Genomic DNA, 13,530 nt, shown 5'->3' on the forward strand with positions numbered 1-13,530 from the left:
TTCCTTCGTATTGAGATGTCAGCCCCTGTCCGGCTATGGAAATCCTGTCCTGATGATATCAGGGGAAAGGATACACAGGGGAGGGGATGCCTTATTTCCCCATGATAACCGTGTCTTCTTCGACTTTGCGCTGCAATGCCTGCTGCGCGCGCAGCTGTGCGGGCAGGAAGGGATAAATCAGGTATTCATAGACGGTTGCCCCCAGCAGGCCGCCAATAAGGGGCCCCACAACGGGCACCCACCAGTAATGACCTGCTGAGGGAAGGGCGGCTTCATGCCAGCCGGCAATATAGGCGAACAGCCGTGGCCCCAGGTCACGCGCCGGATTTATGGCCCACGCTTCCAGATATCCCATGGAGGCACCAATGGCCGCGACCAGGAAGCCGATGATCAGCGCACCGAAATTGGCGCCCGGCGCCATTTCGTTATACTGTTCGGTAATGGTAAAAATACCGAATACCAGTATGGCGGTCAGGATGATTTCATCACTAAAGGCATGCCATATGGTTATACCCGGCGCGGGTGCAGTAAAGAATACCCCTGCAGCACCACCCGCCATGCGGGTCAACTGGTGCACGTCATTGAAATGGTCAATGACAGGATAATACAGCGCGTAAACCAGTGCCGCCCCCAGCACGCCACCCACGACCTGCGCGATCCAGTAAGGCACCACCTTTTTCCATGGAAAAGCGCGGTAAGTAGCAAGCGCCAGGGTCACCGCCGGATTGGCATGCGTACCCGAAACCGATCCGGTGGCGTAGATGGCAACAGTGACGCCCAGCCCCCATACGATACACACCCCCCAATAGGCATGCAGGTAAGGGCTGGGATCGTAGAGAAGGTACATCGCCGCCACCGAATCACCAAAGGCGATAATGATGAACACGGCAAGTGCTTCGGAAATAAGCTCGCCCAGGAATGCCCGATTCATTGGCCTGTTTCCTTATGTATTGAGCTGAAACCGGATTATTCGGCCCAGTCAAAGGATTTCTGTACTGCCTTCTTCCACCATGCCAGGTAGCGTTCGCGCTGCTCTGGTGGCATGGTGGGTTGCCACGTGCGGTCCACCTCCCAGTTGGCGCGCAGGTCATCGATATTTTTCCAGTAACCCACGGCCAGACCTGCGGCATAGGCCGCACCCAGCGCGGTTGTTTCCACCACCTTCGGGCGGACAACCGGCACATTCAGGATATCGGCCTGAAACTGCATGAGCAGTTCGTTCGCCACCATGCCGCCATCCGTTTTCAGGCTGCTCAGGATGATGCCGCTGTCTTCCTCCATTGCAGCCACAACATCTCGCACCTGATAGGCTGTGGCCTCCAGCGTGGCGCGTGCAAAATGCGCGCGTGTGACATAACGGGTCAGTCCCACGATGACCCCGCGGGCATTTTCTTTCCAGTATGGTGCGTACAGTCCGGAAAACGCAGGCACGATATAGATGCCGCCATTATCCGCAACACTGCGGGCCAGCGGCTCAATCTGCGTTGCCAGATCGAACAGCTTCAGGTTATCGCGCAACCACTGCACCAGCGCGTCGGTAATGGCGATGGAACCCTCCAGCGCGTACCGGGGTTCTTCCGTGCCGAACTGGTAGGCCACCGTTGTCAGCAGCCCTGCCTTGGACTGGACCGGATCGGTACCGGTGTTCATCAGCAGGAACGAGCCGGTGCCATAGGTATTTTTGGCCTCTCCCGGTGAAAAACAGGTCTGCCCGACCAGGGCCGCCTGCTGGTCGCCCAGAATACCTGCCAGTTTCGTACCCTTCAGGCTGGGGATGGTGATCGTGCCATATACCTGTGATGACGGTACGATGCGGGGCAGGCAGGCAGGAGGAATGGAAAATGCCCTGAGCATGTCCTCATCCCACGCGCAGGTTTTCAGGTTCATAAGCTGGGTGCGTGAAGCATTGGTCACGTCGGTAATATGGATACCGCCTCTGGCGCCACCCGTCAGGTTCCATGAAAGCCAGCTGTCCACCGTGCCGAACAGCGCCTGCCCGGTTTCGGCTTTCTGGCGCGCGCCTTCCACATTATCCAGCAGCCAGCGCAGTTTAAGACCGGCGAAGTAACTTGCCAGTGGCAGGCCGGTAACGGCGCGGAAGCGGTCCTGCCCCCCATCGCGGCCATATTCGCTGACCATCTGGTCCACGCGGGTATCCTGCCATACGATGGCGTTATGCAGCGGCTGGCCCGTTGTCCTGTCCCACAGGACGGCGGTTTCACGCTGGTTGGTGATGCCCACCGATACCAGACTGCCCGCACCCAGATTGGCCCGCGCCATGGCGGCACCAATCATTTCATTGGTATTTTCAAGAATTTCCACTGGATCATGTTCGACCCAGCCCGGCTGGGGATAGATCTGGCGGTGCTCCTTCTGCGCCACGGAAACGATTGTTCCTTTCCGGTCGAATATCATGAACCGGGAACTGGTTGTGCCCTGGTCTATCGCGCCAACGTATTCCGTCATGCTGCATTCCTTTTTGTTTTTATTTTTCACAATAAATTTCTACAATGCAGGAAATATTATGGTGTCCACAGGATTGTTTGTTCTACATAACCGGCGTGAAAACCATGTCCCTCTTTTTCTCCTGCTGGCATTCAGGATGTCTGCTGCAGTGAAACGTTCAGAGATTGGTAGTGAACTGGAACCCGATCACCGCCGCATCATGGAAGGTTGTCGTGGCTCCGGGGCGCTGCAGGTACTGGAAATCCGGCTGGAAGGCCGTCGCACGGGCAATATGGATGCTGTAGAAAGCTTCCCAAACGTTTTCATGGCTCTGTATGCCGTAAACGGCGCCCCACTGGTTGGGCAGGTAAGGCAGGCCGAGCGCAAGTGAGGATTCCTGCTGCAGGGCCACGGTGTGGCTCATTTCCATATGCTGGAACATGACGCCTATCTGATCCAGCGGGCGGCCCCAGGGGGTGCCGCTCTGCAGCAGGCCGATCCATTCATGATCCCGCATGGCGACCTGGCTACCCTGTGTGTAATCAACACCCCCGATCACGATCAGGCCGTTCGCCAGGCCGTCTCCGCTGCGATGAATCATCTGGTTGAACATGACCCACGCCGCGTTCATGCCGGATTCATACCGACGCGGCAGGCCCGTCGCCTGAAACGAATTGCCGTTTATGTCGGCATACAGGTTGGGATAACGGGAATTGTCATACCAGTATCCGATCTTGTAATGCCCCAGCAGATGATGCCTGCCAAAGGAAGGGCTCCAGCCGATCTCGACCTGGGATGAGAGCTTTCCCAGCCCGTCCTGCCCCAGCGCCCAGCCCGAGATGCCGCCATTATAGGCGTGGGGGCTGACGGCAAAGATGCCACCCATAATATAGGTCCGCAGCGTGGGCCGCACCCGCAGGACTGCCCCAAGATTGCCCGAAGGCCAGTCCCGGCCACCCGGTACGTATTTGGATGGGGCGGGATTGCCGCACACCGATACGTTCATGAACGCACAGACAAGATAATCCTGATTGAAAAAACTGCCTGTTGGTATGACACCGACCGACAGGATGATGCGGTCGCGCAGGAAACCCTTGTCAGCATACATGTCCACCAGATGGGCTACCACATTGCCGCGCGCACCGTATATTTCTTCAGGATTGGTGACCGAATCCCCTATGGCGTTGGACAGGCTGTTGCCATGTCCGTTGACGACCAGCATATGCGTCCAGAAGGACGGAATCCCTGCAAGACGTTGCCAGTCTATGTCCAGCGCACCGGCGACCTGACCAGCCAGCACGTTGGCGCGCTGTTTGCCCCCAGTAATATTGCCCATATATTCTTCATTGATAGTAACATTAAGGAAAATACCCCGATTTGTCAGCCATGGCTGTATGCCACCCCAGTCACCAAACAGGTGGGGGCTGGCCGTCAGCATGGGCACGATGGGACCGATTGCCACCTGTCCACTTTCGGTCATGGGAAAGGCGGCAGGTTCGTAATGGGTAGTAAAGGCGGTCTTGGCGGTTTCTGTCTGGGCCAATACTTCGGAAGTGAGCATGCAACAGGCGAACAGCATTCCCACCATAACGGCCAGCAGCCTGATAAGGGCAGGAAAGTTGTTCCATGTTATTGCAGACTTGTTCTCGTTCTTGGCGCATGTCGTGATGACACACATTGTCTGCTCTCCCTTCCCGGGCGGTTTTGGCCACGGGTTCGGTTATCCGGAACAGGATGTGTATCGATTTACGAATGGGAAAGATTTAATTTATAAATAACACAATTTTGTGATTATTTATATTATATTGAGAAATTTTTATATGTATTTTTAAATTCATAAAACAATTCATTAATGATACAGAATAGTTTTCTGACACTGATGTGCGATTAATTTATTCGAAACATTAACAATATACCCTATATCCGTAATTTTTTATTGAACTTTATGCCAGACACAGGACCATGGCCCGAACATGATGGTTGCTGCGAGGCAGATCGCTGAGAAGAAGACAGACGGGTATCTGCCGTAGCGTGTTGCGACACGCCTCCGGTCCTTGAGGCATCCGAACATGACCTCGACGCTTATATTGTCTCCTGTCGTATCTGACGGGTTTCCCGCGTGATTTCCGGCCAGGAATGCAGGGTTTTATTCCCGTCTCCTCCAGAGCATCGCGGAACCAGTTGGCGTCATACCCGCGTGGACCGCCATTTTCAGCGGTTTTAACCGACTGGCTGTCGATAATGCCCACCGGAGGCGCGGCGTCTCGCCCGTCCTGCTCACGCGACAGGATCACGAGAATATGGTTCATGGCTCCCCATCGTCCCTCGCGGATCCAACGGTAGAAATAGCCCTGTACGGTCGTAAAGCCGGGAAGTGACGCGGCAATTGCCGCCACTGGCAGCCCGTGGTGACGATATAGCGGATCGCCTGCGCCAATAAGGCAATCGGTGACAAACCGCTGTCCCCTCGCAGAACCTCGTTTAGGGACATGTCATCTTAACGGATCGTGCCCCCCGGAAGTCAGCTGGCGATGGCATGGCAGACCACCGGGACGCGGAAAACATCCCCCCGTACGATCAATCCGCGCGGCAGGCGGGCCATGGGATTTGTAAGCAGGATAATCCCATGTCATGTCCCCGGACAGACAGAACGCGCACACCCAACCGTGCAACGCGCCGACGGTTGTCCGGTGACCTGAATATCGTGATCCCCGCACGCCTAAACAGGCAGGTCGACAGTCTATTTCCAGACATGGGATAATCTGACAGCCTGCAGACAGTCATGCCCATGGAATTGGGGTCGGATATCAGATGTCCGCATGCATGTTGGCGGCAGAGGTAAATAATATTTCGTTGCCTGTAAAAATGCAGCGGATGTTGTTTCACGAAGTCCGTGAATATCAGCCGATAGCGTCGATCAAATAACGAAAATAATACAACATAACATAAGCAGAATTTCCGGCATTACAGAGAATTTGCAACCCGACAGGTGTTTCAGGTGTTTTCTGATTTCCTGGCATGAAAGAAATGGACAGCTTTCAGTGCCCGTCCGTTCGGGGGAACACAGTTGAAAGGCTGTGGATACATGAATGAAAAAACTTACTGACGCACAGAAACTGGTTACCAAAATTGTTGTGGTCGTCACGATGGGTGCGCTCGCGTTCGGCTATGATACAGGGGTGATTGCCGGGGCGCTGCCGTTCATGCAGCTTCCGCCCGCGCAGGGCGGGCTGGGCCTGACCCCATTGACCGAGGGCCTGGTTACGTCCGCGCTGGTACTGGGTGCCGCAGTCGGATCGTTGCTGTGCGGTATCATCGCGGACCGGGTAGGGCGACGTGACAGCCTTATGGGACTGTCCGTCATTTTCATGATCGGTGCGATCGGCACATCGCAGGCCCCGACGGTCCCGGTCATGGTCGTGATGCGCGCCATACTTGGCTTTGCCGTCGGCGGCGCATCCGCCCTTGTTCCTATGTTCATTTCGGAAATGGCGCCCCCAAGCCGGCGCGGACGGCTGGTAAGCCAGAATGAAATGATGATCGTCACGGGGCAACTGATCGCCTATATCCTTAGTGCCCTGCTGGCGCGGTATTCCGGCGCCAATGATATCTGGCGCACCATGCTCCTGATCGCGGCGGTTCCGGCCTTCCTGCTGGGGCTTGGCCTGATCTTCGTGCCGCGCTCCCCACGCTGGCTCGCCAGTCGTGGCCGGACCGACGAAGCCAGAACGGTACTGGAACTCATCCGGTCGACCGACAGGCAGGTCCACAAGGAAATGGTTGAGATCAAGGCACAGGTGAATGAGGATTCCGACCAGTTGGGATGGCGGGAAGCCCTGGGCGAAGTCTGGATCCGGCGCCTGCTGCTGGTCGGGATCGGGCTGGGGTTTGCTGCCCAGTTTACCGGCGTGAATGCCTTCATGTATTTTACGCCAATCATCCTGCGCCAGACCGGCCTGGGCACCGAAGCCGCCCTGACCGCAACAATCGGCGCGGGCGTCGTCGCCGTGGGCGCGACCTTTCTCGGTATATGGATGATCGGTCGGTTTCCGCGCCGTTTCACGCTTATGGGTGGCCTTGCCGGTGTTGTGTGCGCGCATATGGGCCTGGGGGGGACATTGCTGGTCATGGGTGGCTCCCCATTGCAGAGCATGATGGCGCTGGGCTTCATTCTTCTGGCCCTGCTTTTCATCCAGATGATGGTATCACCACTTTACTGGCTGCTGATGTCGGAACTGTTTCCAATGCGCGCGCGGGGTGTCCTGACCGGGCTTTCCGTTGCGGCACAGTGGGTTTTCAATGCTACAGTTTCATTCCTGTTCCCGGCCGTCCTGCACTGGATCGGTGCATCGACCTTCTTCGCCTTTGCTGCGATCAACCTGATTTCTCTGATTTTCGTGGCAAGGTTCCTGCCAGAAACGAAAGGTATGTCTCTGGAGAAACTGGAACAGTACCTGGAAGATCACTTCTCCCCCGAAAACAGCTCCACTGGCCGCACCGGTAACAACCAGCATGGTCTGGCGCGTAGCCTGTAACCTGGGTTACGTTGGCAAAAGGGCGGTCAGGCTGGCCTGAGGTCCGATCCACTGGCGCCGTGTAGAGGCAGAACGGTGGAGCAGACATGGCACGCGGCGATCTGCCGGATAATGAGCGGGCTGTAATTGGCCCGCTTCTTCCCGCCGGGCGTGGACTGCCAGAGATAATCCGCGGTTGCTCAATGGTATGCCGCATGTCCTGCAGACGGGTTGCTTCCGGCTGATATGCATGAACACTATGGCAAATGGGACTTCGTGCAGATCCGCTTTCATCGGTGGGCTGAACGGGTGTCCGGGATGCCCTGCCGCAACCCCTTGTGGATCTGGAACCGAGCGCTGACTGGCAGCGTATATCGTCCAGTTACACTCACGGCCCCACTGGCGCAGAAGGGGGGCTCGTTCGGAATCTTCCGGTCGATCACGCTGCGGCTTTACGGGCAGGGACCACGTCCGATGCGACAGTCAGGAACTGTCCTCCCGACTTTGTCCTGACCAGCGGACAGATCCCGGATTACAAAGCGACAAAGCTGTCGGTTCCAGCCCCCGGCACCATGCTGGCTGATCGGGGATATGGAAGCAGCGCATTGCAACCCGTTACGACAGAACCGCCCGTTCTTCATGAGCATCCTCAATTTCACTGCGGCAAGGCTTGGGATCGGATACGTTGTCAACAGAACCCGGCGTTTCATGCGCGGTACAGGCACTCATGCCGCATACTTTGAAGTAAGAAACCGGATTTCAGAAAAAACAACAGATATTATATACTCCAAGAAAATATAATATTCAATAAATGCACAGAACATACATATTTTAAATGGAACAGAATGATATTTTTCTTTCATGAAATGTGAAAAAATTATGGCAATTTGGGTCATTATATCATAGCAACACTTCGTAATTTTTAATGGAAATCATACATTCATGAAACTGTTTAAAACTATCATGCCGATCGTGCCGCTCTGTGTCCTTGCAGCCTGCAGTAACCCACAACGCCCGGTTCCCTTTGCAATCGAGCCCGGCGGCACGCTGTCGGCCGCGACATATCATGATTTTGCGGTCATGGCGGCCAAACAGAAGCCAGACCTCACCATTCCTAAAAAGCAGGACATCAAGGCATACCCCGAGCCTTCATGGGTTTATGAATTCTCGTCCGATTTCAAACCGCATGCAGCCCCGCTGCAGATCGGCACATTTACCGCCGAGGCCGGCAACCCCCGCGCGCAGGAAGTGGCCGACCATCTGCCCAAGGCCCTGTATGAGAAGATCAACAGCAAGCATGGCGTGTTCCCCTCGGTCAGCCTGACCCCGGTGCCCGATGCCTATGTGCTGACCGGCTGTGTTACCCGCGTGCAGAAGGGCGACACCATTGGCTACCAGAGCTGGAACAAATCCCCCGCGACCCAGGTCGAGGCGGTCGTAACGCGCAATAACGTGGTTCTCGGCTCCATCCAGGTCAACGCGGTGCAGGCAAACCCCAGCATGCACGGGATCGGTGGGCTGATCGTCACAGCCATCGCATCGGGCGTGCAGGGCACGCGTTCGCAATTCGTGGCCCAGAACATGAACAGTATCTTCAGACATGTGGCCAAAGGCCAGATGACCGGCTTTGAAACCGAACAGGGCGACGGCACACTCGACAACTCGCTGCACCATGAGCCGGACGCCCGCTTCCTGTTCGCCAAGCCCGATGAGATCGTGCAACTGGATGATGGCGCCACGTCGGCCACCGGCGGTGCAACCGGTACCAACGCGGCTCCGCCCGCAACAGTCATACCCGCCAGCACGCCGGCTGCCACACCCGCTGCAACACCCACGGCAGGCACGCCCGTTGCAGCCAATACGTCCGCCACGACCGCGCAACACTAACCCATACAATCCCCGTACCACCATCAGCCTGGTGGTGGGAGTGGATGGTCGTACCGCCTTGCCGAGCCCGCAGCGCCGGGCATGGTATCCGGCCCCGCATATCAGGGCAGGCAGGCGGTACCAGCGTCGGGGTGCATAGGGGTCCGCTGCATGCATCCTGCATGGCTGTCCTGGCAGGCTCTGCGCAGCGTGACACGGATGGCGGTGAAAAATCCGGCCCGATCGCCACATGCTCCAGCCGTATTATGCGGCCTGCATCAGGCGCGGCAGAAAAATCGAGGTAGTACGTGCAGTCGTAGGGGCCGGGCAGATCCATGTCATATGCCATGGCGCTGATATGGCCGCTCAGTATAATTTGCAGGATGTAGCCCTGGGTTACTTTTCAGACAGTCTCCTGCAATAGGGCAGGGGAAGCATCAACGTGACGGCACATTGCACAATGGCTGTCCCGTTGCGCTAACTGCCGACTTCTGTTCCCACCAGTCATGAAGGATATCATCCGGTCGGCATATCCCCTTGCAGCCCATCCTGACGTTTCCGATATCTGCGTGTCTGAACAGACCCGGCAGAGAAACATGCAGGCAGGCAGGGGCATGGATGCAACCTGTCACCTCCTGTTTCCGTTGCACGCAGACCTACCAGCGGAGGAACATCATGCTCAGGATGCAGGTAAAGGATAATCCGGATATTCCCGTGCCGTTCGACCCGCCGCCCACGGTGCCACCCACGCCCATTGGGGACCCTGGGCCCGACCCGGATGACGATCCACTGGATGACCCCGAACCGGATGTACCGGACTGGGATAATGATGACGAAACAATTGACCCGGACACCGATGATCCACTTGATCCCTTTGAACCGGATGAGGAAGACAGCGGAACGGTTGAAGACTGGTAAGCCGCAGGTTTACATTTCGTGACGGGCACACAACAGGACAGCAGGTTAAGGTTTCCCCCCAACAGGTGAGATACCGCTGCTGTCCATGCCCGACCGTACCATCACGTTCTTCCTGATTGTCCTGCTGGCGACGATGGCAGGCTGCCAGCAGCCCCCTGACCATACGGATAAATGCTGGCGTGCCCCATCTTCGCGTAACAGCAGCCTTCATGGCAGCATAACCACCGGCTTTGGCGTCGGTAGCGGACGCGGCATGACGGGTGGTTTCCCCATGGGAGGCAGCGGCATGACAGGGGCAGGCGGCATGCCCGGCCCCGTACCAACAGGTATGGAGCCAGCGATGGATGATGGCAGTCCCTTCGTGGGAGAGCAGACCAGCAGACCTGGCCTGCCGAAAGACTGCATGCCGCCAGATTTTCCCACGCGTGTACAAGGGCCGTCCCACCAGACTGCCAGGCCGCAGGCATTGCCCGCGGCCTGGCAGGCGTCCGATACCGTAGACGTATCCGGTATCCGCATTGGCCCCTGAGACAGCCCTTTCTTTGATTAGGGCGTGTCGTCAGTTAACACACGGCCCGATGAGGCTTGTACTTCCATATGATCTGTGGTGTTTTCTCTCTGTTTTCAGGGAGAGATGTGAATGCGACGGTATGGTCTGGGCAGCAGTCAGTGGGAGCAGATACCGCATATTTAACGAAGGCATGATCAAGGCCAGCCGCGCCCTTCATATGCCTGGGCGTTCCGATGATGTCGTCAAGGTCGCAGGCCAACGGATTTCGGGCGTGCAGGTTGAAAAGATCATCGCCACCCATCCAGCCATTCATGCCAGTGCCGTCGTTGCAATCCCCGACGGGTTGAGAGGGCAGCAGCCTATGTGGTGCCTGATTGCGGGGTGGAATATGCACCTTCTTCCGAGGGAATCATCAAACGGGTCAGTCAGATGCTCGGTCGGTGGATCGGGCTGACAGAAGTCCGTTTCACCAAGCGATCGCCGATCACCATGTCGGGCAACAGCGCGCAAAAATGCCTGCTGGTCTCCTGATGATCTCGCATCAACGATTTTATCGCTCATATTCCATTTACCGAGGCATTATTCATTTCTCTTTTCATGGATACGTGCAACGGGGAATACCCCCGGCACGCATCGGGAAACCAAGCCAGGAAAGAAGCCTGAGACGCACATCGTCAGTCCGCTTACGGCTCCATAAGGCTTGCACTTCCACCCGGCATGTGATGTTTCCCCTAACCTTTCAGGGGAAACATGCTTTCAACAATCTTGCGGGTTTCATGGTGACCAATCTGACCAGGTTCGCTGGGATATCTGCGGTCTTTGCCAGATGTGTCGCCGACAGGGCGATCCTGATTGCCACCATGCCGGACCGGCCAATCCATGCTGCCAGCCCCCGACGGAACACAATGGCTGACGGCGCCCCGGCCAGTGACCTGCCGGTTGCACGCCAGAAACAGGCGGAACCACAAAAGGCTGCAATGCACCATGGATGGGACAGACAACACGCCCTATGTCACCGATGAACTGCATGAGCAGACCGGCTACCTGCTGCGCCGGACCGACCAGCGCCATACTTCCCTGTTCCAGACCGCCATGCCCGATGATCTCCTGACATCCATCCATTTTGCAGTTCTTGCAGGGGTTCAGGGAACAGGAAAGGTCGCTCATTCTGACACTGGACGTGCTGGCCACGTCCATCGGGCCGCTGATCGCTATTTTACTGACAGATTACTATTTCATGCGTCGCGGTATGATGGATGTAAACGCGCTTTATTCTGGACACACCACGTTGCCTTACCGGCACCACACGGGGATCAACCCGGTGGCGATGGTCATATCGGTTGCGGTGGGCGGCATGATCGTCTTCCTCCCCGCATTCGATGCCATCCATCATCTGTTCCTGTTTATCGGCGGGGGCCGTGCCGCAATACTGTATGGCATGCTTATGGGCCAGTCTGCACCGCGTCCGATTTCCATACCAACGAATAGTGAAACATGAACATGGAAATCGGCAATCCGTCCTCGACGGAGGGCTGCCGGTTTTTCCATGGTGCATGTCGATCCGGCGCAAAGCTTTTGGGCAAGGAAATCACTGCAGTTTATTCCCCGCTTCACGCGGCCAACCAGTTTGCGGTCATAAGCCCGTACCCAACCTGTCGCGCGGCGGACACCATGAAAGCGCCAGCCATTGGTCGGGCGATCGCAGGCATCTTTCAGGGGGGCCGGGCTTTATTCTGTCACAGGATGGCGAAGATGCATCATATTGATTGCGGAATGCTGCTGATAACATGAAACCGGGAGAACATCATGAAAACATGGAAACGTTGGGGCAGTGTCGGCGTGATCGGCCTTGCGGTGCTCAGTGCCGTAACATGGAAACTTGTGGCGCATCCGGAAGTGGCCTCGCTTCCTGTCATGGCTGGAACCGGTCCCCATCCACGCCTGCCACAGCCAAACCATACCCTGTTCCCGACCGTTAATGTCGCAACGCCCATCGGCTGGTCGGGCGAACAGAAACCCGTACCGGCAGCGGGGCTTTCGGTTGCGCCGTATGCGAAAAACCTCGACCACCCGCGATGGCTTTACCGGTTACCCAACGGCGATATCCTTGTCGCGGAAAGCAACTCGCCGAAAACGGACATTGCGACGATAAAAAATCGTATTGCGGGGTTCGTGATGGGAAAGGTGGGCGCAGGAGCGCCCAGCCCGAACCGGATCATCCTGCTGCGCGACACCAAGGGAAATGGTTCAGCGGATACCCGCACGGTTTTCCTGGACCATCTTTATTCGCCTTTTGGGATGGCGCTGGTTGGCAATGACCTTTATGTCGCAAATGCCAATGAAATTCTCCGTTTTCCCTATCATGACGGTGACACGCAGATTTCCGCACCAGGCATAAAGGTCACGGACCTGCCTGCGGGGTATAATCATCACTGGACGAAAAACCTGCTTGCCAGCCCGGACGGTCGTTTTCTGTATGTGACAATCGGGTCCAACAGCAATGTCGCCGATAATGGCATGAAAGTGGAGGAGGGGCGTGCGAGGATAGACAGGCTCGATCTGACCACAGGAAAGCTGACGCCCTATGCGACGGGGCTGCGCAACCCCAATGGACTGGCCTTTGAACCGGAGAGTGGCGCGCTGTGGGCAGCCGTCAACGAACGGGACGAAATTGGCAGTGATCTCGTGCCCGACTACATTACATCCGTGAAGGAAGGGGCCTTCTATGGCTGGCCCTATAGTTATTATGGCCAGCATGTTGATACACGTGTCTCACCACAGCGCCCGGATCTGGTGGCAAAGGCGATCGCGCCTGATTATGCGCTGGGTCCCCACACGGCTTCGCTTGGCATTGCGTTTTCGCATGATGCAACCATGCTGCCGGAGACATGGCGCCATGGACTGTTTGTTGCCCAGCATGGATCATGGAACCGGCGCCCCAAAAGCGGCTACAGGGTCATTTACGTGCCTTTTGCGAATGGGCAGCCATCAGGGACGCCTGTTGATGTGCTGACCGGTTTCCTGACGCCCGACGAGGCGCATGTGCATGGTCGTCCGGTGGGGCTGACGCTTGATCGCGTCGGGGCATTACTGGTCGCCGATGATGTCGGCGGCATTGTGTGGCGCATGGCAGGCACGGCCGACTGACAGATCCGTCCGGGCAGCATGCCCATAACAGACCTGACTGACACCGCGTGATGCCAACCAGCCCGGCAACAGCATCCACGTCACGGTTCAGGTCGCACGGAACCGTGCGCAACCCAGATTTTCCCTGAA

At 56.8% G+C, this 13,530-nt stretch carries 9 protein-coding genes and 1 pseudogene; 6 read left to right on the forward strand and 4 right to left on the reverse strand.

The genetic code is table 11. The features are described from left to right. Nucleotides 1–91 precede the first annotated feature (91 nt). The 4 genes and pseudogenes from ACE2AA_RS04330 to ACE2AA_RS04345 all read right to left on the reverse strand — a co-directional run. Nucleotides 92–931 (reverse strand): MIP/aquaporin family protein, encoded by an 840-nt coding sequence (locus tag ACE2AA_RS04330; RefSeq protein ID WP_141259959.1) that lies wholly within the window; start codon nt 929–931, stop codon nt 92–94. A gap of 35 nt (nt 932–966) precedes the next feature. Next, nucleotides 967–2,466, reverse strand: coding sequence for a glycerol kinase GlpK (glpK, locus tag ACE2AA_RS04335; protein ID WP_395371374.1), 1,500 nt, complete (start codon nt 2,464–2,466; stop codon nt 967–969). A 157-nt stretch (nt 2,467–2,623) separates the two neighbouring features. Further along, nucleotides 2,624–4,123, reverse strand: coding sequence for a carbohydrate porin (locus ACE2AA_RS04340; RefSeq protein ID WP_395371375.1), 1,500 nt, complete (start codon nt 4,121–4,123; stop codon nt 2,624–2,626). Nucleotides 4,124–4,378: 255 nt separating this feature from the next. Continuing rightward, nucleotides 4,379–4,643 (reverse strand): annotated as a pseudogene (locus tag ACE2AA_RS04345) (transposase); the annotation flags it as partial. Between the two features lie 891 nt (nt 4,644–5,534). Here ACE2AA_RS04345 and ACE2AA_RS04350 point away from each other — a divergent pair. From ACE2AA_RS04350 to ACE2AA_RS04375, 6 genes are all read left to right on the forward strand, one after another. Next, nucleotides 5,535–6,980 (forward strand): sugar porter family MFS transporter, encoded by a 1,446-nt coding sequence (locus ACE2AA_RS04350; RefSeq protein WP_395371377.1) that lies wholly within the window; start codon nt 5,535–5,537, stop codon nt 6,978–6,980. Nucleotides 6,981–7,901: 921 nt separating this feature from the next. Beyond that, nucleotides 7,902–8,846, forward strand: a complete 945-nt coding sequence (locus ACE2AA_RS04355) for a hypothetical protein (protein ID WP_395371379.1) — start codon at nt 7,902–7,904, stop codon at nt 8,844–8,846. A 654-nt stretch (nt 8,847–9,500) separates the two neighbouring features. Continuing rightward, entirely contained in the window at nt 9,501–9,743 is a 243-nt protein-coding gene (locus ACE2AA_RS04360; RefSeq protein WP_395371381.1) for a hypothetical protein, read from the forward strand. An 85-nt stretch (nt 9,744–9,828) separates the two neighbouring features. Continuing rightward, nucleotides 9,829–10,272 (forward strand): hypothetical protein, encoded by a 444-nt coding sequence (locus ACE2AA_RS04365; protein WP_395371383.1) that lies wholly within the window; start codon nt 9,829–9,831, stop codon nt 10,270–10,272. A 1,105-nt stretch (nt 10,273–11,377) separates the two neighbouring features. Further along, nucleotides 11,378–11,752: a cytosine permease gene (locus ACE2AA_RS04370; RefSeq protein WP_395371385.1), complete on the forward strand. Its 375-nt coding sequence runs from the start codon at nt 11,378–11,380 to the stop codon at nt 11,750–11,752. A 308-nt stretch (nt 11,753–12,060) separates the two neighbouring features. Beyond that, complete coding sequence (locus ACE2AA_RS04375) at nt 12,061–13,401, forward strand: sorbosone dehydrogenase family protein (protein WP_141299199.1); 1,341 nt, start codon at nt 12,061–12,063, stop codon at nt 13,399–13,401. Nucleotides 13,402–13,530 lie beyond the last annotated feature (129 nt).

The sequence above is a fragment of the Komagataeibacter diospyri genome, assembly GCF_043995075.1.
GTDB classification, from domain to species: domain Bacteria; phylum Pseudomonadota; class Alphaproteobacteria; order Acetobacterales; family Acetobacteraceae; genus Komagataeibacter; species Komagataeibacter diospyri.

Excerpts from the sequence above, each read along its gene's own strand:
- ACE2AA_RS04330 (WP_141259959.1), bottom strand. The coding sequence starts at position 931 with ATGAATCGGGCATTCCTGGGCGAGCTTATTTCCGAAGCACTTGCCGTG.
- glpK (WP_395371374.1), bottom strand. The coding sequence starts at position 2,466 with ATGACGGAATACGTTGGCGCGATAGACCAGGGCACAACCAGTTCCCGG.
- ACE2AA_RS04340 (WP_395371375.1), bottom strand. The coding sequence starts at position 4,123 with ATGTGTGTCATCACGACATGCGCCAAGAACGAGAACAAGTCTGCAATA.
- ACE2AA_RS04350 (WP_395371377.1), top strand. The coding sequence starts at position 5,535 with ATGAAAAAACTTACTGACGCACAGAAACTGGTTACCAAAATTGTTGTG.
- ACE2AA_RS04355 (WP_395371379.1), top strand. The coding sequence starts at position 7,902 with ATGAAACTGTTTAAAACTATCATGCCGATCGTGCCGCTCTGTGTCCTT.
- ACE2AA_RS04360 (WP_395371381.1), top strand. The coding sequence starts at position 9,501 with ATGCTCAGGATGCAGGTAAAGGATAATCCGGATATTCCCGTGCCGTTC.
- ACE2AA_RS04365 (WP_395371383.1), top strand. The coding sequence starts at position 9,829 with ATGCCCGACCGTACCATCACGTTCTTCCTGATTGTCCTGCTGGCGACG.
- ACE2AA_RS04375 (WP_141299199.1), top strand. The coding sequence starts at position 12,061 with ATGAAAACATGGAAACGTTGGGGCAGTGTCGGCGTGATCGGCCTTGCG.